The sequence below is a fragment of the Streptomyces antarcticus genome, from assembly GCF_026627255.1.
Lineage (GTDB): Bacteria > Actinomycetota > Actinomycetes > Streptomycetales > Streptomycetaceae > Streptomyces > Streptomyces antarcticus.
In genome coordinates this window covers 238132-262926 of sequence record NZ_JAPNLM010000001.1, presented here as the reverse complement: position 1 = coordinate 262926, position 24795 = coordinate 238132, and the positions used below count along the sequence as shown (strand labels likewise).

The following is a 24795-nucleotide window of genomic DNA, read 5'->3' as shown; positions in this document are numbered from 1 at the left end:
GGCGTGAGATCGGCGCCATCGCGTGACATCGGCATCGCCGGCTGTGAGAGGGACGGGCATGAAACCCACCGAAAGCGCCGACCCGGCACCTGAATTCGGCGGGGAACGCCCTTCCATGCGGGCGGGCCGGTTCGGTGTCCTGGGGGCCAGGACGCCGGACACCCGGCCGCCGGACAACGGTGCGTGCGCGGGAGGCCAGGGGCGGGGCGTGCTGCCCTTCGTCGTCGTGGGCCTGTCCGTCGTCGTCCTCGCGGCCGGCATCGTCTCCGCACTGACCAGCCGTCAGGCCCTGTTCCCCGGCGGCACGGTCGGCTGGGCGCTCGCCCTGCTGACCGGCATCATCGTCGGCCACCTCGTCGCGCTCGGCCGCGACCGGTGGTGGGGCGGCACCGGTTCGGGCGCCGCGCTGACCCTCGGCGTCCTCCTCCTGTACGGCTGGGTGCCCGCCGGACTCGTCTCGCTCGCGGTGGTGTCCCTCGTCGGGGCCGCCCGCCGGCACCGCTGGCGGCAGGGCCTGCTGCACGGCTCCGTGGACATCCTCGGCATCGGCGCGGGCGCCCTCGTACTCGGCCTGTTCGGCGAGGAGCCGTCCGTCGAGACGCCGTGGCAGCCCGGTACCTGGGACGTGGAGGCGGTGCCCGAGGTCGTCCTCGTCGCCGTCTCCTACCTCCTCGTCACCCGGCTCCTGCTGTGGCTCGCCCTGTCCCCGCGCGGCGGCGGCCTGCCCACCGTCGCCCGCACCGCCCTGCTCCGCCAGGCCTTAGTGGCGGTCGCCCTGCTCGGCATCGCCCCCCTGATCTGCGTCGTCGCCGTCACCCAGCCGGTCCTGCTGCCCCTGTTCGCCGTCCCGCTGATCGCGCTCGACTCCACCCTGTGGATCGCCCGGGCGCGCGCCGAGGAGCAGCTGCGGGACCCGCTGACCGGGCTGCCGAACCGGCAGTGGCTGCTGGAGCGCGCCTGGACCGCCCTGGACGAGGCCGAACGCCTCGGCACCCGGGCGGCGCTCGTACTGATCGACCTGGACCGCTTCCGCGCGGTCAACGACACCCTGGGCCACCTCGCCGGCGACCGGCTTCTCCTCCAGATCGCCGACCGGCTGCAGAAGGCCCTGCCCGCGGACGCCGAGGCGGCCCGCCTCGGCGGCGACGAGTTCGCCGTCCTGCTGCCCGTCGCCGACTCCACCACCAGCGCCCAGCGGATCGCGCGCCACCTGGTGGCCGAGCTCAGCTCCCCGCTCGACCTGGACGGTCTCACCCTCGTCCTGGAGGCCAGCGCCGGCGTCGCCGTCTTCCCCGACCACGCGCTGGACGCGGAGGGGCTGCTGCGGCGCGCGGACGTCGCGATGTACCAGGCCAAGCGCGACCGCACCGGCGTCGAGGTGTACGAGTCCAAGCGGGACAGCAACACCCCCGACCGGCTCGGCCTCCTCGGCGACCTGCGCAGGGCCCTGGACGCCGGCGAAGTGGAGCTCCACTACCAGCCCAAGGTCCGCTTCGACGGCCAGGTCGCGGGGCTGGAGGCGCTGGTCCGCTGGGTCCACCCGGAACGCGGCCGGGTGTCCCCGGACGAGTTCATCGCGATCGCCGAGACCTCCGGCCTGATGCCGCACCTGACCGAGTACGTCCTGGAGACCGCGCTCGCCCAGGTGGCGCGCTGGCGGGCCCAGGGCCTCAAGGTCCCCGTCGCCGTCAACGTCTCGCCCCGCGACGTCCACACCCCGGGCTTCGCCGGCGCGGTCGCCGCCCGGCTGGCCCGGCACGGGGTCCCGGCGAGCGGCCTCCAGCTGGAGATAACGGAACACGTGCTGCTGGAGGACCCCCAGCGGGCGGCCGACACCATGGCGGGCCTGACCGGCTACGGGGTGAAGATGTCGCTGGACGACTTCGGCACCGGCTACTCCTCCCTGGTCCACCTGCGGCGGCTGCCGGTCAGCGAGCTGAAGATCGACCGGTCGTTCGTGGGCCGGCTGGCGGTCGACGCGCAGGACGCCGAGATCGTGCGGTGCACGGTGGACCTCGCGCACTCGCTCGGCCTGCTCGTGGTGGCCGAGGGCGTCGAGGACGACGAGACGTGGGAGCGGCTGCGGGACCTGGGCTGCGACGCGGTGCAGGGCTGGCTGGTCGCGGCCGCGATGCCGCCGCAGGAGGCCACGGCGTGGCTCCTGGCCCGTGGGGAACGCGGCTGGCGCCGCCCGGCGGACATCTCGGCCGAACTCGCGGCCGCCGAAGCCGACGCGGGCTGACCCCTCCAGGGTTCGCGGGCGCGCCGCCGCTGCCGGGGCTCCGCCCCGGACCCCGCGCCTCAAACGCCGGCGGGGCTGATGTGGCTGATGCCGTCCGCCTGGCGCGGCTGGATTGCCCGCAGGGCAATTCCAGCCCCGCCGGCGTTTGAGCCGCGTCCGGGCGGCGCCCGGAATGCCCCGCGCAGCGGACCCGCACGGGCTTCCGGCACCGGCCCGCCGGAAACCGGTTTCGTGGGTCCGGGGCCCAGCCCCATAGGATTGGGCCCGAAACCACACGCTCACCACCCCAGAGGATCGCCGCATGCCTGGCATCACGCGCGAGGAGGTCGCCCACCTCGCTCGGCTGGCACGTCTGGAGCTCAAGGCCGAAGAGCTGGACCACTTCGCCGGACAGCTCGACGACATCATCGGCGCGGTCGCCCGCGTTTCCGAGGTCGCCGACCAAGACGTTCCGCCGACCTCCCACCCGCTGCCCCTGACGAACGTCATGCGCGCGGACGAGGTCCGTCCTTCGCTCACCCCCGAGCAGGCGCTCTCCGGGGCTCCCGCCCAGGAGCAGCAGCGTTTCAAGGTGCCGCAGATCCTGGGGGAGGACTAACAACCATGACCGACATCATCCGGCTCACCGCCGCACAGACCGCCGAGAAGATCGCCTCCGGCGAGCTCACGGCCGTCGAGGTCACCGAGGCCCACCTGGCCCGCATCGACGCGACCGACGAGAAGGTGCACGCCTTCCTGCACGTCGACCGCGAGGGCGCGCTCGCCCAGGCGCGCGCCGTCGACGCCAAGCGCGCGGCCGGCGAGAAGCTCGGCCCGCTGGCCGGCGTCCCGCTCGCCCTCAAGGACATCTTCACCACCGTCGGGATCCCGACCACCGTCGGCTCGAAGATCCTCGAAGGCTGGATCCCGCCGTACGACGCCACCCTGACGCGCAAGCTGAAGGAAGCCGACGTCGTCATCCTCGGCAAGACCAACATGGACGAGTTCGCCATGGGGTCCTCCACCGAGAACAGCGCCTACGGACCCACCGGCAACCCCTGGGACCTCACCCGGATCCCCGGCGGCTCCGGCGGCGGCTCCGCGGCCGCGCTGGCCGCCTTCCAGGCCCCGCTGGCCATCGGCACGGACACCGGCGGCTCCATCCGCCAGCCCGCCGCCGTCACCGGCACGGTCGGCGTCAAGCCCACCTACGGCGGCGTCTCGCGCTACGGCATGGTGGCCTTCTCCTCCTCCCTCGACCAGGGCGGCCCCTGCGCCCGTACGGTCCTGGACGCGGCCCTCCTCCACGAGGTCATCGCCGGCCACGACCCGATGGACTCCACCTCCATCGACGCCCCGGTCCCGCCGGTCGTCGAGGCCGCCCGCAACGGCTCCGTCGCCGGCATGCGCGTCGGTGTCGTCAAGCAGTTCGCCGGCGAGGGCTACCAGGCCGGCGTCGTCCAGCGCTTCAACGAGTCGGTGGAGCTCCTGCGCGAGCTCGGCGCCGAGATCGTCGAGCTGGACTGCCCGTCCTTCGACCTCGCGATGGCCGCGTACTACCTGATCGCGCCGTCCGAGTGCTCCTCCAACCTGGCCCGCTTCGACGCCATGCGCTACGGCCTGCGCGTCGGCGACGACGGCACCAAGTCCGCCGAGGACGTCACCGCCCTGACCCGCGAAGCCGGCTTCGGCGACGAGGTCAAGCGCCGCATCATCCTCGGCACGTACGCGCTCAGCTCCGGCTACTACGACGCGTACTACGGCTCCGCCCAGAAGGTCCGCACGCTCATCACCAAGGACTTCGAGAAGTCCTTCGAGCAGGTCGACGTCATCGTCTCCCCGACGACCCCGACCACCGCCTTCCCGATCGGCGAGCGCACCGACGACCCCCTCGCCATGTACCTCGCGGACCTGTGCACCATCCCGACCAACCTGGCCGGCAACTCCGCCATGTCGCTCCCCTGCGGCCTGGCTCCGGAGGACGGTCTCCCGGTCGGGCTGCAAATCATCGCCCCGGCGATGAAGGACGACCGGCTCTACAAGGTCGGCGCGGCCGTCGAGGCCGCCTTCATCGCACGTTGGGGTCACCCGCTGCTTGAGGAGGCACCGTCGCTGTGAGCACCAGTGCACTGTCCAAGGCCAAGGGCTTCAGGAAGTCCAAGACCGGCACCTACCTGTCGATCGGCACCACCGCCTTCGGCGCGCTCAGCGTGCTGAAGCAGGTGAAGAAGGCCCGCTCCGAGAACGACGTGCTGAAGCTCGTCGACGCCGCCGTGTCCGCCGCCGCCATCGTCACCGGCCTCGCGATCCTGTACCGCGAGCTGAAGCGACTGGGCGACGAAGACGTCCTGCTGGGCTGAGAGGGAAAGTTTCACCGTGACCACCTTCACCGAACTGCTGTCGTACGAGGACGCTCTCGCCTCGTTCGACCCCGTCATGGGCCTGGAGGTCCATGTCGAGCTCGGCACCAGGACCAAGATGTTCTGCGGCTGCTCGACCGAGCTGGGCGCCGAGCCCAACTCGCAGACCTGCCCGGTCTGCCTGGGCCTGCCCGGCGCCCTCCCGGTCGTCAACGAGATCGGCATCGAGTCCGCCATCAAGATCGGTCTCGCGCTGAACTGCGAGATCGCCGAGTGGTGCCGCTTCGCCCGGAAGAACTACTTCTACCCGGACATGCCGAAGAACTTCCAGACCTCCCAGTACGACGAGCCGATCGCCTTCAACGGCTTCCTCGACGTGCAGCTGGAGGACGGCGAGATCTTCCGCGTGGAGATCGAGCGCGCCCACATGGAGGAGGACACCGGCAAGTCGCTGCACGTCGGCGGTGCCACCGGACGCATCCACGGCGCGTCCCACTCGCTGCTGGACTACAACCGCGCCGGCATCCCCCTCATCGAGATCGTCACCAAGCCGATCGAGGGCGCCGGCGAGCGGGCCCCCGAGGTCGCCAAGGCGTACGTCGCCGAGCTGCGCGAGGTCATCAAGGCGCTCGGCGTCTCCGAGGCCCGCATGGACAAGGGCCAGATGCGCTGCGACGTCAACCTGTCGCTGCGCCCGAGCCCCGAGGCGCCCCTGGGCACCCGCTCGGAGACCAAGAACGTCAACTCGCTGCGGTCCGTGGAGCGCGCGGCCCGCTACGAGATCCAGCGCCACGCCGCGGTGCTCACCTCGGGCGGCTCGATCGTGCAGGAGACCCGGCACTTCCACGAGGAGGACGGCTCGACCACGGCCGGCCGCATCAAGGACAACGCCGAGGACTACCGGTACTTCCCGGAGCCCGACCTGGTCCCCGTGGCCCCGGCCCGCACCTGGGTCGAGGAGCTGCGCGGCGGTCTGCCCGAGATGCCGCGCACGCGCCGCAACCGGCTCCGCGAGGAGTGGGGCGTCACCGAGCACGACATGCAGTCGATCCTCAACGCGGGCGCGGTGGACTCCATCGTCGCCACGACCGAGGCGGGCGCCGACCCGGCCGCCGCGCGCAAGTGGTGGATGGGCGAGCTGGCCCGCAACGCCAACGAGCAGGGCGTCGTCGTCGACGAGCTGCCGATCACCCCGGCGCAGGTCGCCCGGGTCGCGGCGCTCGTCGCGGCCGGCGAGCTGAACGACAAGCTGGCCCGCCAGGTCCTCGAAGGCGTCCTCGCCGGCGAGGGCACCCCGGACGAGGTCGTCGAGAAGCGCGGCCTGAAGGTCGTCTCGGACGAGGGCGCGCTCGGCGCGGCCGTGGACGAGGCCATCGCGGGCAACGCGGCCATCGCGGACAAGATCCGCGGCGGCAAGGTCGCCGCCGTCGGCGCCCTGGTCGGAGCGGTCATGAAGACCACCCGCGGCCAGGCCGACGCGGCGCGCGTCAAGGAGCTCATCCTGGAGCGCCTGGGCGTCTCCGAGGGCTGACGGTCGACCGAGGGCGCCCCGGACCGGTTCCGCACCGGTACGGGGCGCCCTCGCGCGTACCCCGCGGTCCCGGGCCCCGGGACCCCGTGTCAGCGGCGCAGGACGGGGGCGGCGAGTACGACGAACCCGTCCTGCGTCCCGCAGGTGTCCTCCACCCGGATGCGCAGCCGCAGCGCGTCCTTGACCTGCACCGACTTGACGACCGGCTTGCCCAGCCTGACTTCCTCGTTGAAGAGGGCGGGCTTGTCGTCGATGGAGACCGAGATCCTGCCCTGCTCGACCGGCGAGGTGTCGTCGATGCCGGCCGTGAACTCCAGGGTCGTATAGGCCCGGTTGAGGTTGAACTCGGCGTACGACGTCTGGGAGCAGTCCGCGACGAACGCGGCGCCGTAGGACTTGGTGTTCAGCGTCACCGCGCTGATCCGCAGCCCGTTCAGATCGTCGATGGGCGGCAGGTTGGTCAGGTCCACCACGTCGGTCTCCGGCGGGGTGCCGGGCTCGCTCGCCCCCGGGCTGCCCGACAGGGAGGCCGTGTCGCCCGGCGACTTCGACGGGGGGTGCGAGGCCGGGACCGTGGGATCGGCAGGCGCGGTGGTGGCGCCCGGCCCCGGGGCGGCCCCGCCCGCTCCGCTCGCCTTGTCCTTGTTCTTGTCGCCGAGCAGCTGTACGCCGATCACCGCGAGCACGGCCAGTACGGCGACGGCGGCCACCGAGCCCAGGACCAGGCCGGTGCGCCGCTTCCCCGCAGGACGGGACGGCCCCGGGCCGGGCCCGGGCGCGGGGCTCAGGTCGTACGCCGGCCCGTACCCGGCCGGCACGGACCCCGGGGCCGCGGCCCGCCCCGGGTCGGGCGCCGCCCCCGGGTCGGGCGCCGTCACGGGGGCCGTCGCCGGAGGCGTCGCCGCGTAGGGCGGCGGCGCGACCGGCTGCGCGGCGGCGGGCTGCGCGGCCTCCGGCCGCGGAGCCCCCGGGGGCGCCGCCACCGGTGGGGCGCCCGCCGGCCGCGGCGGGACCAGCGGCGGCGGAGGCGAGGCCGGCACCGGGGGCGCGCCCGCCGCGAGCGGCCGCGAGGTGGAGGTGGTCGTGGACACCACCGCGTGCCGGACGTCCTTCATCCAGCCGGCCAGGCTGACCGGCCGCTTACCGGGGCCCGCCGCGTAGATCGCGCTGATCCGGGCCCGCTGCTCCGCGTCCAGCACCGCGATCTGCGGCAGCGCCGTCAGCGCCTGCGCCAGCTGTTCCGGCGTCGCGGGCGGCGACTGGCCGCTGAGCAGGAAGTACGCGATGGCCCCGAAGGCGTACCGGTCCGCGCCCGGCGTCCGCTTGCCGTCGAAGACCTCGGGCGCCGCGTAGCCGGGGGTGAACCAGACCTCCGCCGTCTCGTGGTCGGCGGTCAGCTTGCTCAGCCCGAAGTCCACCAGCGTGGCCTGCCCGTGGGCGTCGACCATCACGTTGCCGGGGGACAGGTCGCCGTGGATGACCTGGCGCCCGGAGGGGGTCGCCTTCCCCGAGTGCAGCCAGTCCAGTACGTCGGCCAGCTGCTCCAGCGTGCGCATCACCTCGCGCCGCTCGGCGGCGCTCGCGAGCGTCCGCTCGGCCCGCCAGTCCCGCAGGTCCAGGCCGTCGACGTGGTTCATGACGAGGACGAGCGCCCGCCCGGTCAGGGTCGAGGACTCCCCGGGCCGGTGGATCGGCGGCCCCTCGAAGTGCTCCCGTACGCCGACCACACCCGGCCGGTGGACGAAGCGCAGCAGCTCCGCCTGCTCGTTCCACTTCTGGCTGATGCGGTCGAAGATCTCGGGCGTGATGGTCGTCTTGGAGTCCAGCACCTTGACGACCACGGGCTCCGAGCCGCCCGCGAGCTCGATCTCGGCGAGGTAGAGCACGGCCTCCCCGCCGCGCCCGATGGACCGGAGCAGACGGTACCGGTCCGCCGCCGAGTCCGGTCCGATGTGCAGGTTCTGACTGGTCAATTGCCCCCACCCCAGAGTGCTTTGAGAAGGCATCAGCTTCCAGGGGCGAGGCGCGCGGGGTCAATGGGAACCGTGGTCCCGTTCGGGTGACGACCGGCGCGGGGCCCGCGAGGTCAGGGCGACTCCCCGCGCAGGAGGCGGCCCGGGGGGACAACCCGCGCGGAGGTGGGGGATGCCCAAGTCGTCGCGGAACACCTCGTGCGATGCCCCGTGCCGTACGGGGCCTGCGTGCCTGCGCCGCCGCTGCTCACGCTCTTCCCCGGGGCACGTCAGGTTAGGCTAGCCTAACTACAGGGCGGGCAGGGAGGGGTCGGACATGGCGGTCGGCAAGGGCTGGGAGGGCGTGGTCCTCAAGCTGCTGCGGGGCAAGGACTTCACGTTCACGGTCACGGGGGCGCAGGACGTCACGGCGGACTACCGCCGCGTCCACTTCACGGACGGCGGACTGCTCGCGGCGGTGGGGGAGTCCCTGCACCCGACGATGTGGGTGCGCGTGTGGTTCGAGGGCGCGGCCCGGCCGCACCAGCGGGCCTACACCCTCGTGGACCCGGACCCGCGGGCGGGCACCTTCTCCTTCGAGTTCGCCCTGCACGGCGGGGTGGCGAGCGCCTGGGCGCGCACCGCCGCGCCCGGCGACACCATCGACGCGACCGTCCAGGGCACGGGCTTCACCACCCCCGCCCCGGCTCCGGAACGGCTGCTGGTCATCGGAGACCCGGCCTCCCTCCCGGCGGTCAACTCCCTGCTGGACTCCTTCCCGCGGACCCCCGCGACGATCTGGTTCGAGACCCAGCACGCCTCCGACGCGGACCTGCCCGTACGGCTGGACCCGGCCCGGCACGAGATCCGCAGGGTGCCGCGGGACGGCACGGCGCTGGCCGACCGGGTCAGGGCCGAACTGCCGGAGCTGGTGGGGGACCCGTCGTCGGCGTACGTGTGGCTGGCCTGCGACACGGCGACGACGCGGACGCTGACGTCGTACCTGCGCAAGGAACTCGGCCTGCCGAAGCAGCGGGTGAACGGGCTCGGCTACTGGCGGGCCGGTGCGGAGGCCGCGGCCGGAGCCGCCTCCGCGAAGGCCGAGGGCTGACGCGACGGCGGCCGGCGCGGTGGTGGCCGGCATCGCCCGGCGCCGGCATCGCGAGGGCCGGCGCCGGGCGCGCCGGAGCCCGCCGCGCGCGCGTCACGCCCCCGTCGTGCCGTCGACGGCCTCGCGCAGGAAGTCGGCGTGGCCGTTATGGCGGGCGTACTCGTGGATCAGGTGGAGCATGAGCAGCCGCAGCGAGGCCTCCTTCTCCCAGCCCGGCACGTGGACGGTCACCTCCAGGGACCCGGCGGCCGCCTCGATCCGGCGGGAGTGCGCCACCTGGTCCTCCCAGGCGGCGAACGCCTCGTCGCGGGTCGAGCCCGACGCGTCGTACGCGGCCTGGAAGTCGTGGTCGTCCGACCACAGGTGGGGGAGGTCCTCGCCGTCCAGGACGCGCCGGAACCAGTGCCGTTCCACCTCGGCCATGTGCCGGACCAGGCCCAGCAGCGACAGGGTGGACGGGGGCGAGGCGGCGCGGCGCAGCTGTTCGTCGTCCAGGCCCTCGCACTTCCAGGCCAGTGTGGCCCGGTGGTAGTCGAGGTACGCCCGGAGGGTTTCGCGCTCGTCGCCGGTCAGGGGCGGGCTGATGCGTTCCATGCCGCCGATCATGCCCGCGGCCCGGCCGGCCCGGTACCCGCTTTTCCCCGCGCGGGACGGCCGCCCGCTCAGGCCTCCCACAGGTACGGCACCGTCACCCCCAGCACCCCGAACCCCAGCCGCTCCAGGATCGGGCGGCTCTCCGACGAGGCGTCCACCTGGAGGTACGGGATGCCCCGCTCGGCCGCGACGCGGGCTCGGTGGGCCACCAGCAGGCGGTAGACGCCCCGGCCCCGCCACGCGGGATCCGTACCGCCGCCCCAGAGGCCCGCGAACGGCAGGCCCGGCCGCATCTCCATCCGGGCCGCCGAGACCGGGGTGTCGCCCGCCATCGCGAGCACGGCCGCGAGGGACTCCGGCTCCTCCCGCAGCATGCCGAGCACCTGCTCCCGGACGCGCGGCCGGTCCGTGCCGAAGGCCCGCCGGTGGACCTCCATCATCAGGTCCACGCCGGCCTCGTCCGTCACCGCCCGCAGCGTGATCCCCTCCGGCGGTTCCACCGGCAGCCGTGCGAGCTCCGCGGCCAGGCCCACCATCAGCGTCTCGGCCGGCTCCGGCACGAACCCGGCCGCCGCCAGCCGCCCCCCGAGGTCCGCCGGCCGGTCGTGCCCGTACAGCTTCCACTCGAACCCGGACGCGCCGAGCCCGCCGAAGAACGCCACCTGTGCGGCGATCTCCACGTCCGCCGTCGCCCCGTCGAGGTCCGACCAGAGCACCCCGTTCCAGCCCGGCCCGGGCACGGACTGGCGTACGACCCCGCCCGCCCGCTCCACGCGGGCCCCCGCGTCGGGCCGGGCGTCCCTGCGCATCACGGTGTCGTAGAGGTCCCGGATCCGCGTCAACTCGTCACGATCGATCGTCATCGGCCCAGCTGAGCAGCGTACGGCGACGTCGCACAACTGCATTAGCCTCGCCCCGTGAACGCCGACTCCACCATCCACACCGGCAGGGCCGGGCCCGACGCGGCCGCCGACCGCGGCTGGCTCCTGGGCCACTTCAAGGACCCCGCCGACCCCTGCCACAGCCGGGACGTGGAGATCAAATGGGGGGTCCACCCGAAGGGCGAGGCCCGGGAGCGGTGGGCGACCGCGGAGCGGCGCACCGCCCTGCTGGTGCTGATCAGCGGACGCTTCCGGCTGGACTTCCCGGAGCGCAGCGTCGTCCTCGCCGAACAGGGCGACTACGTCGTGTGGGGGCGCGGCGTGGACCACTCCTGGTACGCCGAGGAGGACACGGTCGTCCTCACCGTCCGGTGGCCCTCGGTCCCGGGCTACCGGGCCGATCGGCCCGAGGCGCAGGAGGCCGTCGCGGCGCCCGGCACCCCGGCCCCGTGACCAAGGTCCCCTCACCTGCCCGCCCGCCTGTGACGATGCACACGAAACGGGCCGACGATCACGAAACGCTGAGATCGTGACCGTGCGCACCACCCGGGCCGAAACGGTGCGCAACACCTGGGCCGGCACCTCGGGGCGACCCCCGGGCCGTCGGCCGGGCCTTCACGATGGAAGTGTTCAGTTCACGCGTTCTTTGCGACGGGCCGTTCTCCCGGTAAAGATCCGAACCACCAGGGAGCACGTCCGTTGGCAGCAATCGCGCGGTGGTGCATGCGCCACCGACTCCTCGCCGTACTGATCTGGCTGCTCGCCCTCGGTGCGAGCGCGGCGGCCGCGGGGACCGCGGGATCGGCGTTCTCCAACGACTACGAGGTGCCCGGCACCGAGTCCGCCAAGGCCCACGCCCTGCTGCGCGAGGGCTTCCCCGGCCAGGGCGGGGACACCAACACCGTCGTGTGGCGGACCCCGGACCAGGAGAACGCCCGGACCCCGGACGTCGAAGCGCGCATGACCCGGGCCCTGGACACCATCGCCGCGCTCCCCGGCGTCGGCTCCGTCGCCGGCCCGTACGGACCCGGCCCCGAGAGCGCCGCCCGGATCAGCCCCGACGGACGCACCGCCTACGCCGTGGTGACCTTCGACCGGCAGGCCGACGCCGTACCCCGGGGCCAGGCCCAGGCGGTCGTCGACGCGGCGAAGAACCCCCGCACCGAGGCCGACGGCCTGCGCGTGGAACTCGGCGGCCGCGCCGTCGGCCTGACGGAGGCCCCCACCGCGCACCTCGCCGAGGTCATCGGCGTCGCCATCGCCGCCCTCGTGCTCTTCCTCGCCTTCGGCTCGCTCGCCGCGAGCCTGCTGCCCATCGCGACCGCCCTGGTCAGCGTGGGCACCGCCTACTTCGGCATCACCCTCCTCGGGCACGTGATGCCGGTCGCCGACTTCGCCCCGATGCTCGGCACCCTCGTCGGACTCGGCGTCGGCATCGACTACGCGCTGTTCATCGTCACCCGCCACCGCAAGGGCCTGCTGCGCGGCCTGCCCGTCGACGAGGCGGCCGAGAGCGCCGTCGCCACCACCGGCCGGGCCGTCGTCTTCGCCGGGGCCACCGTCTGCATCGCGCTGCTCGGCATGCTCGTGCTGCGGCTGAACTTCCTCAACGGCGTCGCGATAGCCGCCTCCGTCACCGTGGTCCTGACCGTCGCCGCCTCGGTCACCCTGCTCCCGGCCCTGCTCTCGTACATCGGGATGCGCGCGCTGTCCCGCCGCGAGCGCCGCAGGCTCGCCGCCGAGGGGCCTCGGCCCGAGCGGACCACCGGGTTCGCCGCCCGCTGGTCCGCCTTCGTGGAGCGCCGCCCCAAGCTGCTGGGCGCCGTCGCCACCGCGGTCATGCTCGTGCTGGCCCTGCCCACCTTCTTCCTCCACCTCGGCACCTCCGACCAGGGCAACAACCCGGCCGGCTCCACCACCCGGCAGGCGTACGGCCTGCTGGCGCAGGGGTTCGGCCCCGGTACGAACGGCCCGCTGACCGTCGTCGCCCGCCTCGACGGGGCCGGGGACCGGCTCGCCGCCGGCCGGCTCGCCGAAGCGCTCAGTACGACGGAGGGCGTGGCCTCCGCCGGCCCGGCCGTCCTCAACCGGAGCGGGGACACGGCCGTGGTGAGCGTCGTACCGGACCAGGCCCCCCAGTCCCGGGCCACGAGCGACCTCGTCGACACCCTGCGCACGGATGTCATCCCGCGCGCCGCGGAGGGCAGCTCCATGCGGGTCCACGTGGGCGGGGTGACGGCCGGCTACGACGACTTCGCCGAGGTCATCGTCGGCAAGCTGCCGCTCTTCGTCGGGGTGGTCATCAGCCTCGGCTGCGTCCTGCTGCTGCTGGCCTTCCGGTCCGTCGGCATCCCGCTCAAGGCCGCCGTCATGAACGTCGCCGCCGTCGCCTCCTCCTTCGGCGTGGTCGTGGCCGTCTTCCAGTGGGGCTGGGGGAGCGAGCTGCTCGGCCTGGGCAGCGCCGGGCCGATCGAACCCTTCCTGCCCGTGATCATGGTGTCGGTGCTCTTCGGGCTCTCCATGGACTACCAGGTCTTCCTCGTCAGCCGGATGTACGAGGAATGGCTGGAGACCGGCGACAACCGGCGCGCCGTACGCGTCGGCCTCGCGGAGACCAGCCGGGTCATCAACTCGGCGGCCGTCATCATGATCTCGGTCTTCCTCGCCTTCGTCCTCAGCGGCGACCGGATCATCGCGATGTTCGGCATCGCGCTCGCGGTCGCCGTGGCCCTCGACGCCTTCGTGCTGCGCACCCTGCTCGTCCCGGCCCTGATGCACCTGCTCGGCGGCGCGAACTGGTGGCTGCCGGGCTGGCTGGAGCGGCGGCTGCCGCGGATCAGCATCGAGCCCCCCGAACGCCGCCCGGGCGCGGTGCCGCCGGCGCGGCGGCCGGGCACGCGACCCGCCGCGGAGCCGGCCGTCGGCCCGGTCTCCGGCCCGGTCTCCGGCCCGGTCTCCGCCCCCGCCGCGCACGAGGACGACGCCGAGCGCGCCCCCGCGACCAGGTGACCCGGTACACCGCCGGGAGCGGGCCCCGGACGTAGCCGCGGCCCCGGCCGGCGGCGCCCGCGGGGGTGTCGGGAGCCACGATTCAAGCCCGGCCCGCCGTTCGCGCCGAATTCTCATGGACCTCTCAGACAGGCCGCCTACGGTGCCCGGCATGGACACCAAGAAGACCCCCGCCCCGAACGCCCCCGAGGCGGAGACCACCCCCACCGACCTCACGAAGGCCGAGGCCTCCCAGCCCGCCGGGGCCGAGACCACGACCGCGCGAGCGAGCGCGACCGCGACCGCGCCCGTCACCGCTGACGCGCCCGCCACCGCCACCGCTGACAAGACCGCGCCCGCGAACGACGCCGAGGTCACGGACCAGGACCTCGACGACGACGCGTTCGACGAGGAGGACGCCGACGAGGAGGCGCGATCCGGCGGCGTCGGCGCCGCCGCGTCCGCCGTCGTGGCCGCGGGCCTCGGGCTCGTCGCGCTCAGCGGCAGCTGGGGCTCCCGCGTCCTCGCCGAGCGCCAGACCCTCATAGGCCAGATCCAGGGCGACAAGTCGGCCCCGCCGGCGGACCAGATCTCCGCCCTGTACGGCGACGCCTGGCAGCTCACCGCCCTCGCCAACGGCGTCCTGTCCACCCTCGCCCTGCTCGTCGCCGTCTTCGTCCTGGCCCGCCCGGCCTTCGGCGCCCCCGGACGCACCCTTCCGGCCTGGGTCCGGTCCGTCGCCTGGGCGGCCGTTGTCCTCGGCGGCCTCGGCATCCTCGTCTTCGGCGCGATGTACTTCCTCCCGCTCCCGTCGGTCCCGGCGACCCCCGCGCCCTGACCCGTCCGCCGTCCGGGGCCCGGCCCCCGGACGGCGCCGCCTAAGGCCCCCTCAGGGACCGCGGCGGCCCGGACTAAGGCACCCCGCCCCGTACGGATGCGGCATGCGCCCGATGTGCCGGCACCCCCTGGGACGCGAATCTTGGATCACACCGAACGAGGTGCCCGAGAACAACGCGACCAGGGAGCACGAGATGTTCGAGTACGAGATGGCAGCCGCCCGCACCGCCGAGCTCATCCGCGAGGCCGACGCGTACCGCCTGGTCCGGGAGGCGAAGAGGGCGACGCGCCGCGCCTCCTCCCGGAGCCAGGAACCCGAAGGGGCGGTGAGAGGGCACCGCAACCGCTTCGCCCGCGCCGCGTAGCCCGCGCCGAGACCCCGCGAGGACCGGCACGTGACGGGCCGCCCACCGATATCGGGTGCCGCCGGACAGGGCGCCTGTGCGATGCTCGGCGACGTGGAAACCAGATCCGTCAGCCCGGTGTTCGTCGGCCGAGCCGACGAACTGGCAGCGCTCACCGACGCACTGACGCGCGCCGAGGGCCGGGAACCGCAGGCCCTGCTGATCGGGGGAGAGGCCGGGGTCGGCAAGACCCGCCTCACCGAGGAGTTCCTCTGCGAGGCGGACCGCCGCGGCGCCGTGGTCGCCGTCGGAGGCTGCGTGGAGATCGGGGCGGAGGGACTTCCCTACGCCCCGTTCTCGACGGCCCTGCGCACCCTGAACCGCCTGCTCCCCGGCGAGTTGGCGGCCGCGGCCGCGGGCCAGGAGGACGAACTCGCCCGCATCCTCCCCGAACTCGGCGACACCCCCCGGGGCCCGCACGACGAGGAGAGCACCGCCCGCCTCTTCGAGCTGACCGCCCGGATGCTGGAGCGGCTCGCAGCCGACCGCACCGTCGTCCTCGTCCTGGAGGACCTCCACTGGGCGGACACCTCCACCCGGCACCTGCTGTCCTACCTCTTCCGCACCCTCGGCAGCGGCCGGCTCGTCGTCGTCGCCACCTACCGCGCGGACGACGTCCACCGCCGCCACCCCCTGCGCCCGCTGCTGGCCGAACTGGACCGGCTGCGGACCGTCCGGCGCATAGAGCTGCCCCGCTTCAACCGGGCCGAAGTACGCCGCCAGCTCGTCGGCATCCTCGCCTCGCAGCCCGAGGAGGACTTCGTCGACTCCGTCTTCGAGCGGTCCGACGGCAACGCCTTCTTCGTCGAGGAACTCGTCGCCTCCCGGGCGAGCGGCTGCCGGACCGGGCTCACCGAGTCCCTGCGCGACCTGCTCCTCGTCCGCGTGGAGGTCCTCCCGGACGAGGCCCAGCGCGTCGTCGCCCTCGTCGCCGAGGGCGGCTCCACCGTGGAGTACCCGCTGCTGCGCGCCGTCGCCGGACTCACCGAGGACCGGCTGATCGAGGCGCTGCGCGCCGCTGTCGGCGCCAACATCCTGCACGCCACCGCCGACAGCGACGGGTACCGCTTCCGCCACTCGCTGGTCCGCGAAGCCGTCAGCGACGACCTGCTGCCCGGCGAACGCTCCCGCCTCAACCGCCGCTACGCCGAGGCCCTGGAGAGCGACGACGCGCTGATCCGCGCCGAGGAACGCGTCATCCGGCTGGCCAGTTACTGGTACCACGCGAACGACCCCGCCAAGGCGCTGCCCGCCGTGCTCGCCGCCTCGGTGGCCGCCCGCCGCCGGCACGCCTACTCCGAGCAGCTGCGCCTGCTGGAGCGCGCCATGGACCTGTGGGAGAGCGCCCCGGAGGAGATCCGCGAAGCGCTCCGCCCGGCGGACTACACCGAGGTGTACCCGCCGTGCGGCTGCGATCCCGCCGCCACCCCGCTCCAGCGGCTCGACCTGCTGGCCGAGGCGACCGTCGCCGCCCGCTACGGCGGGGAGCCGGAACGCGCCGTGAAGATCACCAAGACCGCGCTGCGGGTGCTGGAGGCCGACGGAGACCCGCTGCGGGCCGCCTGGTTCTGGACCGAACGCTCCCGGCTGGTGTCCGGCCTCGGCCGGAGTGACGGCTGGGAGGAGATCGGCAAGGCCCAGGAGCTGGTCAAGGGGCTGCCCCCGTCCCACGTGCACGCCGAGGTCCTCGTCCGGGCGGCGAGCTGGGGCATGCTCCACGATCCGGGCCCCGGCAACCTCGTCGCCGCCGAACGGGCCGTCGCGTACGCGCGGATGGTCGGTGCCGGGGAAACCGAGCTGAACGCCCGGATCACCCTCGGCTGCCTGCTCACCGACTCCGGCACGGGGGAGGCCGGCCTCGCCGAGCTGCACGCGGTCAAGGACCGGGCCACCGCGCTCGGGCTCCCCCTGATCGCGGGACGCGCCTACATCAACCTCACCTCCCAGCTGGAAGGCGCGGGACGCTCCGGAGAAGCCGTGGAACTGGCGGAGCGGGGCATCGAACTGGTCGTCACCTCACGGCTGCTGGACACCGAGGCCTGGGTGCGCGGCAACATCGCCGAGAGCCTCTACAGCCTCGGCCGGTGGGACGAGGCCACCGAGGAGGCCCGGCGCACCCTCCTCGTCGGCCAGAGCGCGGCCCCCCGCGGGTCGGCCTCCGCCCGACTGGCCTATCTGGCGTTGGCGCGCGGCGAGTTGACGGAAGCTGCCCGGCAACTTGCTGCCTCGCACGCTCACTTCGGCACCCACGAGACCCAGCCCCAGCACCGGATACCGCTGTTCCGCCTCGCGGTGGGGGTCGCCGCCGGGGAGGGCCGGATCGCCGACGTCCGCACCGCGATGGCCGCGGCCGCCGAGTTCGGGTTCCCGCTCGGCCAGCACCGCTACGCCTGGCCGCTGCTGCTCGCCGCGGCCTCCGCCGAGGCGGACGCCCGGGGGCTCCCGGCCGCGGAGGCCGGCCGGGAGGCCGCGCTGGCCCTGCTCGGTACCACCGCCCGCTCCCTGGCCACCCCGGCACCGGTGTGGACCGCCCACGCCGAGTACGTACGGGCCGAGCTGCGCCGCGCCGAGGCACGGGACGGCGTCGCCGACTGGACCGCCGTGGAGGAGGCCGTACGCCCCCTGGAGCGCCCGTACCTGCTGGCCCGGGCCCGCCACCGGCTCGCCGAGGCGCTGCTGGCGTCCGGCGCCGACCGGGAGCCCGCGGCCGCCCTGCTCCGGGACGCCCACGCCACCGCGGACGGACTCGGCGCCCGCCGGCTCCGCGAGGACCTGGCCCTGCTCGCCCAGCGCGCCCGGATCCCCCTCACCGCCGCGGACGCGGCGACCCGCCCCGCCCCGCCCGCACCGGACACGGACCCCGCCGAGGCCCTCGGCCTGACCAGCCGCGAACGGGAGGTGCTGAGCCTGGTCGCGGAGGGCCACACCAACCGCCAGATCGCCGCCGAGCTCTTCATCGCCCCGAAGACGGCGAGTGTCCACGTCTCGAACATCCTGGCGAAGCTGGGCGTCGCCGGGCGCGGCGAGGCGGCCGCCCTCGCCCACCGGCTGCGCCTGTTCGCCGGCCCCGGTCCGGTCAGCCCCCTGCCGGAGGCCGCCCGGCGGGGCGTATGAACACCGTGCCGGAGTCCAGGTCTATCGGGCCCCGCCCCGGGTCCCCGTCGTCGACGTCGACCCGGGACAGTTCCAGGCGTTTCTTCTCCTCGTCCGTGTGCTTGCGCCCCGGGTTGAACAGCTCCTCGATCAGGTTGAACACCGCGTTCACCACACCTTCCGCCCCGCCGCCGGGGTCTGCGTCGCGTTCCACCGCGATGCCGCGTTCTCACCGCGGTACCGCGTTCCACAGCACCGCCGCTCCGCCATACCGCCGCGGTCACCGCACCGTCAGGGTCAGGATCCTGTCGTCGCCCGCTTCCGGCGAACCGCGCCCGTCCGTCTCGCTCGTGACCAGCAGCAGTCTGTCTCCGCCCAGGGCCACCACCGAACGCAGCCGGCCGTACTTCCCCTCCAGGAAGGCCTCGGGCTCCGCCACCGGGGCCGTACCGGACAGCGGGATCCGCCACAGCCGGTTCCCCTTCAGGCCCGCCATCCACACCGACCCCTGCGCCCAGGCGATCCCGCTCGGCGAGGCCTCGTCGGTCTTCCAGACGGCCACCGGATCGCGCATGCCGGGCCGGCCCGCCTTCCCCTCTGCCTCGGGCCAGCCGTAGTTCGCGCCGGGCTCGATCAGGTTCAGCTCGTCCCAGGTGTTCTGGCCGAACTCGGCGGCCCACAGCCGCTTGTCCCCGTCCCAGGCGAGGCCCTGCACATTGCGGTGCCCGTACGAATAGACGACCGAGTCCGCCTCCGGGTTTCCGTGCACCGGATCCCCGTCCGGGGTCATCCGGAGGATCTTGCCGCCCAGTGACTCCTTGTCCTGCGCGAGTCCGGTGTCACCCGTCTCTCCCGTGCCCGCGTAGAGCATCTTGTCGGGGCCGAAGGCGATCCGGCCGCCGTTGTGGATCAGCCCCTTGGGGATGCCCCGGAACACGGTGTCCGGAGCACCCAGCTGCTGCCCGGCCGGTCTGCGCTCGTCGTAGCGCATCCGGGCGATGCGGTTGTCGCCCTCGGTGGTGAAGTACGCGTACACCATCCGGTCCGAAGCGAAGTCCGGCGACAGGGCCAGGCCGAGCAGCCCGCCCTCCCCGCCCGGGGACACCCCGGGCACCGACCCGATCCGCGTCACCGTGCCCGAGCCGGCCGCGACCCTGCTGATCGAGCCCTTGTCCCGCGAGGCGACCAGCAGGTCCCCGCCCGGCAGCGGAGCCACCCCCCACGGGGACTCCAGGCCCTTGGCGACCTCGCCGGCCACCGTCACCGCGCCCCTGGCCGGCGGCACCGACGCCGGAGGGGACCCCGACGACCCCGACGTCCCCGAGGGACCCGGCGACCCCGCGCCCGCTGCCGTCCCCGGCGGCGAGCCGCCCGGCCGGGCGCCGTCGACCCCGGCGGGCGAGCACCCGGCGGCCAGCAGGGCGCCGCACCCGGCCAGTACGACCGCCGCCGCCACGCCCCGGCGCCGCGCGCCCCGCCCCTCACGCTCCACGTGTACGAACCGCATGGCCCCGCTCCCTTCCCGTGCCCCGACCGTGCCCTTCACCCGTATCAACCTCTCCGGCAGCCGCCGAAGTTCCACCGCTCGTACACTCGATCGAGTGGTTGCGGGTCAGTCCCAGGCTCCCACCGCCGCCGGCAGCGCCGCCATCTCCGCCAGATCGGCCGCCGAGAGCAGCACCTCCGCCGCCCGCGCGTTCTCCGCGGCCCACGGCGCCCGGTCCGCCCCCGGCACGGGCACCACCTGCGGCCCCTGCGCCAGCACCCACGCCAGCGCCACCTGCGCCGCCGTGACACCGGGCCCGTGCCGCCGCGCCACCCGGCGCAGGGCCGCCACGAGCACCTGGTTCGACGCCATCGCGTCCGCCGTGAACCGCGGGTGCCGCGCCCGTACGTCCTGCGACTCGAAACCCTCGCCCGGCGTCAGCGTCCCGGTCAGGAAACCGCTGCCCAGCGGCATCGCCGCCAGGAACCCCACCCCGCGGTCCGCACACCACGGAAGCAGCTGCCACGCCGCCTGCGGCGACCACACCGACAGCTCCGCCTGCACCGCGCTCACCGGGAACACCTGCTGCGCCCGCTCCAGGTGCCGCAGCGTCGTCCCGTACGCCCGGTCCCCGCCGCGCCCCGCGCCCGGCCCGGCGCCCGCGCCGAGCGCGCAGAACCCGAGCGCCCGCACTTTCCCCGCGCCCACCAGCTCCGCCATCGCCCCCCAGGTCTCCTCCACGGGCACGTCCGGATCCACCCGGTGCAGCTGGTAGAGGTCTATGACGTCCGTCCGCAGCCGCCGCAGCGAGGCGTCACAGGCCCGGCGCACGTAGCCCGGCCGCCCGTCCGCCACCACGTGCTGGTCACCGGCCCGCAGCCCCACCTTCGCCGACACGAAGGCGTCCGGCCGCCGCTCCCGCAGCACCCGGCCCAGCAGCAGCTCGTTGGTGAACGGCCCGTACACATCGGCCGTGTCCAGCAGGTTCGACCCGAGGTCCAGCGCCGCGTGCACCGCCGCGAGCGACTCCTGCCCGCGCCGGCGCGAGGGCGCGTACGCCCAGCTCATCGGCATGCAGCCGAGCCCGACGGCGCCCACCGTCAGCGACCCCGCCCCGATCGACCTCAGCTCCACCCCTGCGTCCCCCTCCCGGTCCGGAAACAAACTAACGGCTCGATCCGGCCGCCCTGGCATAGCCTCGTGATCATGACTGCAAAGACCGCGGACGTCTGGCTCCCCTTCCCCGCCGAGGAGATCGAGGGCCTGCCCGCCTCCTTCCGATACCGCCGGTGGGACGGCGAGGACGCCTTCCCGGCCGATCCGGCCGACTGCGTCTTCTACGTCACCCCGTACATGAAGTCCCCCGAGACCACCGTGCGCCCGCTGGCCGCGATGCCCGCCGTCCGGGTCGTCCAGACCCTCACCGCCGGCATCGACCACGTCCTCGGCGGCCTCGGCGACCTGCGCCCCGGCGTACGGCTGTGCAACGCCGCCGGGGTACACACCGCGAGCACCGCCGAACTCGCCCTCACCCTGGCCCTCGCCTCCCTGCGCGGCATCCCCGGCATGGTCCGGGGCCAGGACCGCGAGGAGTGGCACGCGGGGTTCTACGAGGCACTCGCCGACAAGTCCTTCCTGATCGTCGGCTACGGATCGATCGGCTCGGCCGTCGAGGACCGGCTCGTGCCCTTCGAGTGCGGGCCGGTCGCGCGCGTCGCCCGCACGCCGCGCACCACGGCGCGCGGCCCCGTGCACGCCCTCGCCGACCTCCCCCAACTCCTCCCGGCGGCCGACGTGGTGATCCTCACGACCCCGCTGACCGACGCCACCAGGGGCCTGGCCGGCGCCGAGTTCCTGAGCCGGATGAAGGACGGCGCCCTGCTCGTGAACGTGGCGCGCGGTCCCGTCGTCGACACCGGGGCCCTCCTCGCGGAGGTGGAGTCGGGGCGGCTGCGCGCCGCGCTCGACGTCACCGACCCGGAACCGCTGCCCGCCGGCCACCCTCTCTGGCATGCTCCGAATGTCCTGATCACTCCTCATGTCGGCGGCAGCAGCTCGGCGTTCGAACCCCGGGCCAAGCGGCTGCTCGCCCGCCAGCTCACCCGGTTCGCCGCCGGAGAGCCCGTGGAGCACACGGTGCTCGTCACCGGGTGACCGGCGTCCGGTGCGGACGCTCCGCAGTCGTGCGGACGCGCTCCGTGGCTCCAACTCCCCACGTGGTAACGGAGTGTAGAGAATCTATGTCCCTGAGTGACGAAAGTGGTGTATCGTCCGGAAGAAGGGGCTGCGCCACGAACGTCTGGCGCTGGGGAGTGATCGGACACTTTGGGGGGCGACGGGCGATGTACGGCCAATGGACGAAGGATCCGACGCGGCAGAGCCGCCGCAGGCGACGACGGGGTGCCCCCAAGCCGGCAGGCGAGGGGGACCGGTGAGTGCCCCGGGGGCGGCGCTCCTGAACCGGCCCTCGCTCTCGGGCGGAGGCCGGGGAGTAGCCGTCCAGGTGCTCCTGGCCGTGGTGTGGGGCGGATACGCCGTCGGTGCCGGCCTCGGCTGGGGCGGCGATGAACTGGCTGACATCATGGGTGACTTCGGCCTCAGCGCCGCGGCACTCGTCGCCGCCGGATCCTGTTACCTGTACGCGCGCACCCATGCGAACCGAGACCGGCTCGCCTGGGTGCTCTTTGCTCTCTCGTCCCTGATGTCCGCCTGCGGCAACGGCATCTGGGGCTGGTACGAGGTCGTGATCCACGAGGACATGCCGAGCCCGTCCCCGGCACAGTTCTTCTTCCTCTGCTTCGCCCCGCCGGCGATCGTCGGACTCCTCGTACTCGCCAAGCGCCCGGTCACCCGGGCCGGCTGGCTCTGCCTCGCCCTCGACTCCTGGCTGATCGCCGGATCCCTGCTCATCCTGTCGTGGAGCCTGGCCCTCGCCAAGGCGGCCAGGTCCCACAGCGGCGAGAGCGTGGCGGGCGCCGCCCTCGAACTCGCCTATCCGCTCCTGGACATCGCGCTCGTCTCCATGGTGCTCGTCCTGCACTTCCGGGGGTCCGCGACGAACCGCTCCGCCGTCAACATGGCGATCGCGGCCCTCGCGCTCACGGTCCTGTGCGACGCCATCTTCACGTCGCCGCTGCTGAAGGAGACCTACAGCTCCGGCGAGCTCCTCGACGCGGGATGGTTCGCCGGTTCCCTGCTGCTCGCCTACGCGCCGTGGGGCGCCCGCCGGATCGGCGCCGCGCACGAGCCCGCGGAGGCCCCGGGCACGCGGCCCGTCAGCCGCCCGATCGCCCGGTCGCTGCCCGCGCTCATCCCGTACCTCGCCGCCGCAATCTGCACGCTCGGCATCCTCTACAACGTGATGGAGAGCCGCAGCGTCGACAAGGTCGTCGTCGTCACGGGCTGCACCGTCGTCCTCGCCCTGGTGATCCGCCAGGGGATCATGCTCCTCGACAACATCGCGCTGACCCAGGAACTGGCCCAGAAGGAGAACCACTTCCGCTCCCTGGTCCAGGGCTCCAGCGACGTCATCATGATCGCCGCGCCCACCGGTACCCTGCGCTACGTCAGCCCGGCCGCCGCCGGGGTCTACGGCCGCGAGGCCGAGGAACTGGTCGGCACCGAGCTCGCCACCCTGATCCACCCGGACGACCTCGGCCGCGTGGTCCACGAGGTGCGCCGCTTCCTCGCCGCACCGCCGGCCGAGGAGCCCACCACCCGCATCGAGTGCCGCTTCAAGTCCGGCGGCGGCGAGTGGCTCAACGTCGAGTCCACCGTCAACCGTCACCAAGGCGGCCTCATCCTCAACAGCCGGGACGTCACCGAGCGGGTCCGGCTCCAGGCACAGCTCCAGCACAGCGCCGAGCACGACCCCCTGACCGACCTGCCCAACCGGGCCCTTTTCACCCGGCGCGTCCGCCAGGCCCTGACCGGACGGCGCGCGGGCGACCACAGCACCGCCGTGCTGTTCATCGACCTCGACGGTTTCAAGGCGGTCAACGACACCATCGGCCACCAGGCCGGCGACGAGCTGCTCATCGAGGCCGCGCGCAGGCTCCAGGACTCCGTCCGGGCCGGGGACACCGCCGCCCGCCTCGGCGGGGACGAGTTCGCCGCGCTGATCCTGGGGGACGGCAGCCGCGACCACAGCGCCCGCGAGTACCAGGCGCACGAGATCGCCGACCGGCTGCGCGCCACCCTCTCCCAGCCGTACCGCATCGCCGGCAGCGAGGTCCGGGTCGCCGCCAGCATCGGCGTGGCCTTCGCCGACCCCGGCATCACCCCTTCGGACCTGATGCGCAACGCGGATCTCGCGATGTACCGGGCCAAGGCGGGGGGCAAGAACCGCGTCGAGGTGTACGCCCCGCAGATGCAGGCCGAGGTCGTCCGGAAGGCGGAGCTGGCGGGGCGGCTGCGGACCGCGCTGCACGAGGGCGAGTTCGCCCTGCTGCACCAGCCCGTGGTCTCGCTGGCCACCGGCGAGGTCTCGGTCGTGGCCGCCCAGGCCCGCTGGCGTTCCGCCCAGGGGATCCTCTTCACCCCGGCCGAGTTCCTCCGCGTGGCCGAGTACAGCGAGGGCGCCGCCTCCGCCGGCCCGGACGCCTCGCGGGCCGCCGAGCTGGGCCGCTGGCTGCTGGAGGAGGCCGTCGTACAGGCTGCCGACCGGCACCGGGCCGGGCACGGCGTACCGGTGGCCGTACGGATGACCGCCCAGCGGCTCCTGGACCGGGCCATGCCGCTCGGTTCCGTCGAGGCCCTGCTGACCCGGCACGGACTGCCCTCCGGGTCCCTCGTCCTGGAGCTGGCCGTCTCCGACCCCCGGGTCCCCTTCGACGACCTGGAGCGCCGCCTGGCGGCCCTGAACCGGATGGGGGTGGGCATCGCCCTCGACGGCTTCGGCAGCGGCTACGCGGCCATCAGCGCCCTGCGGCGACTCCCGGTGGACATGCTCAAGCTGGACCGGGGCCTGGTGGAGGGAGTGGCCGAATCCGCCCGCCTCCACAAGATCACCGCAGGCTTGTTGCGCATCGCAAACGACCTGGGCATGCAGTCGGTGGCCGAGGGCGTGGACCTGCCCGAGCAGATTGCCGCCCTGCGCGCGATGGGCTGCACGCACGGCCAGGGGATGGCCTTTTCCGGCCCCCTCGACGAGTACAGGCTGCGCCGCGCGCTCGTGCGCGGTACGTTCCCCGTACCGGGCGGGGTGGTGCAGCCCGCCTTGGCCGGAGGCTCGCCGGCGGGTTCGATGGCCATCCACAGAGGCTCACATAATGAGACGCCCGTCCCACCTACTTGACATCCACCTCCCGCCAGAGGGAGGGTCAGTGTCATGCGCAC

Annotated in this window: 19 protein-coding genes; 13 read left to right on the top strand and 6 right to left on the bottom strand. The window is 73.9% G+C overall.

Annotation, left to right across the window (positions count from 1 at the left end; genetic code table 11):
• The first annotated feature begins 58 nt into the window (after nucleotides 1-58).
• The 5 genes from OTB16_RS01190 (at nucleotide 59) to gatB (ending at nucleotide 6112) form a co-directional block, all read left to right on the top strand.
• On the top strand, nucleotides 59-2242 hold the full coding sequence (locus tag OTB16_RS01190) for a putative bifunctional diguanylate cyclase/phosphodiesterase (RefSeq protein ID WP_267717702.1): 2184 nt from the start codon (nucleotides 59-61) through the stop codon (nucleotides 2240-2242).
• A gap of 301 nt (nucleotides 2243-2543) precedes the next feature.
• Complete coding sequence (gene gatC, locus OTB16_RS01185) at nucleotides 2544-2840, top strand: Asp-tRNA(Asn)/Glu-tRNA(Gln) amidotransferase subunit GatC (protein WP_010984178.1); 297 nt, start codon at nucleotides 2544-2546, stop codon at nucleotides 2838-2840.
• Between the two features lie 5 nt (nucleotides 2841-2845).
• A complete protein-coding gene (gene gatA / locus OTB16_RS01180; protein WP_267717698.1) occupies nucleotides 2846-4339 on the top strand; it encodes an Asp-tRNA(Asn)/Glu-tRNA(Gln) amidotransferase subunit GatA in 1494 nt (497 codons plus the stop codon).
• Nucleotides 4336-4581 (top strand): hypothetical protein, encoded by a 246-nt coding sequence (locus OTB16_RS01175; RefSeq protein WP_267717697.1) that lies wholly within the window; start codon nucleotides 4336-4338, stop codon nucleotides 4579-4581. The genes gatA and OTB16_RS01175 overlap by 4 nt, the downstream gene beginning before the upstream one ends.
• A 16-nt stretch (nucleotides 4582-4597) precedes the next feature.
• On the top strand, nucleotides 4598-6112 hold the full coding sequence (gatB, locus tag OTB16_RS01170) for an Asp-tRNA(Asn)/Glu-tRNA(Gln) amidotransferase subunit GatB (protein ID WP_267717696.1): 1515 nt from the start codon (nucleotides 4598-4600) through the stop codon (nucleotides 6110-6112).
• Nucleotides 6113-6201: 89 nt separating this feature from the next.
• Here gatB and OTB16_RS01165 read toward each other — a convergent pair whose 3' ends face one another.
• Entirely contained in the window at nucleotides 6202-8085 is a 1884-nt protein-coding gene (locus OTB16_RS01165; protein WP_267717695.1) for a serine/threonine protein kinase, read from the bottom strand.
• Nucleotides 8086-8401: 316 nt separating this feature from the next.
• Between OTB16_RS01165 and OTB16_RS01160 the strand changes: the two genes are divergently transcribed.
• Nucleotides 8402-9175, top strand: a complete 774-nt coding sequence (locus OTB16_RS01160; protein WP_267717694.1) for a siderophore-interacting protein — start codon at nucleotides 8402-8404, stop codon at nucleotides 9173-9175.
• Between the two features lie 93 nt (nucleotides 9176-9268).
• On the opposite strand, the gene OTB16_RS01155 is transcribed toward OTB16_RS01160, so the two are convergent.
• Nucleotides 9269-9769, bottom strand: a complete 501-nt coding sequence (locus tag OTB16_RS01155) for a DinB family protein (protein ID WP_267717693.1) — start codon at nucleotides 9767-9769, stop codon at nucleotides 9269-9271.
• A gap of 68 nt (nucleotides 9770-9837) precedes the next feature.
• Nucleotides 9838-10632, bottom strand: coding sequence for a GNAT family N-acetyltransferase (locus OTB16_RS01150; RefSeq protein ID WP_267717692.1), 795 nt, complete (start codon nucleotides 10630-10632; stop codon nucleotides 9838-9840).
• A 54-nt stretch (nucleotides 10633-10686) separates the two neighbouring features.
• On the opposite strand from OTB16_RS01150, the gene OTB16_RS01145 reads away from it, so the two are divergent.
• From OTB16_RS01145 to OTB16_RS39175, 5 genes are all read left to right on the top strand, one after another.
• A complete protein-coding gene (locus OTB16_RS01145; protein WP_267717691.1) occupies nucleotides 10687-11103 on the top strand; it encodes a cupin domain-containing protein in 417 nt (138 codons plus the stop codon).
• 246 nt (nucleotides 11104-11349) lie between these two features.
• Nucleotides 11350-13659: an MMPL family transporter gene (locus OTB16_RS01140; RefSeq protein ID WP_267717690.1), complete on the top strand. Its 2310-nt coding sequence runs from the start codon at nucleotides 11350-11352 to the stop codon at nucleotides 13657-13659.
• Between the two features lie 151 nt (nucleotides 13660-13810).
• Nucleotides 13811-14476, top strand: a complete 666-nt coding sequence (locus OTB16_RS01135; protein ID WP_267717689.1) for a hypothetical protein — start codon at nucleotides 13811-13813, stop codon at nucleotides 14474-14476.
• A 160-nt stretch (nucleotides 14477-14636) separates the two neighbouring features.
• Nucleotides 14637-14840: a hypothetical protein gene (locus tag OTB16_RS01130; protein ID WP_267717688.1), complete on the top strand. Its 204-nt coding sequence runs from the start codon at nucleotides 14637-14639 to the stop codon at nucleotides 14838-14840.
• An 81-nt stretch (nucleotides 14841-14921) separates the two neighbouring features.
• Nucleotides 14922-17993 carry a helix-turn-helix transcriptional regulator gene (locus OTB16_RS39175; protein ID WP_324290767.1) on the top strand — a complete coding sequence of 1024 codons (3072 nt, stop codon included), beginning with the start codon at nucleotides 14922-14924 and terminating at the stop codon, nucleotides 17991-17993.
• Here the strand turns inward: OTB16_RS39175 and OTB16_RS01115 are convergent.
• The 3 genes from OTB16_RS01115 to OTB16_RS01105 form a co-directional block, all read right to left on the bottom strand.
• Nucleotides 17956-18186, bottom strand: coding sequence for a DUF6191 domain-containing protein (locus OTB16_RS01115; RefSeq protein ID WP_267717687.1), 231 nt, complete (start codon nucleotides 18184-18186; stop codon nucleotides 17956-17958). The two genes, OTB16_RS39175 and OTB16_RS01115, sit on opposite strands and share 38 nt — an antisense overlap.
• Nucleotides 18187-18252: 66 nt before the next feature.
• Complete coding sequence (locus OTB16_RS01110) at nucleotides 18253-19479, bottom strand: PQQ-dependent sugar dehydrogenase (protein WP_267717686.1); 1227 nt, start codon at nucleotides 19477-19479, stop codon at nucleotides 18253-18255.
• 105 nt (nucleotides 19480-19584) lie between these two features.
• Entirely contained in the window at nucleotides 19585-20592 is a 1008-nt protein-coding gene (locus OTB16_RS01105) for an aldo/keto reductase (RefSeq protein WP_267717685.1), read from the bottom strand.
• A 72-nt stretch (nucleotides 20593-20664) separates the two neighbouring features.
• Between OTB16_RS01105 and OTB16_RS01100 the strand changes: the two genes are divergently transcribed.
• Together OTB16_RS01100 and OTB16_RS01095 are read left to right on the top strand one after the other, a co-directional pair.
• The gene (locus tag OTB16_RS01100) at nucleotides 20665-21612 is read left to right on the top strand and encodes a 2-hydroxyacid dehydrogenase (RefSeq protein WP_267717684.1); all 948 of its coding nucleotides are present in this window, start codon (nucleotides 20665-20667) and stop codon (nucleotides 21610-21612) included.
• A 277-nt stretch (nucleotides 21613-21889) separates the two neighbouring features.
• Nucleotides 21890-24754 carry a putative bifunctional diguanylate cyclase/phosphodiesterase gene (locus OTB16_RS01095; RefSeq protein WP_267717683.1) on the top strand — a complete coding sequence of 955 codons (2865 nt, stop codon included), beginning with the start codon at nucleotides 21890-21892 and terminating at the stop codon, nucleotides 24752-24754.
• Nucleotides 24755-24795: the final 41 nt, after the last annotated feature.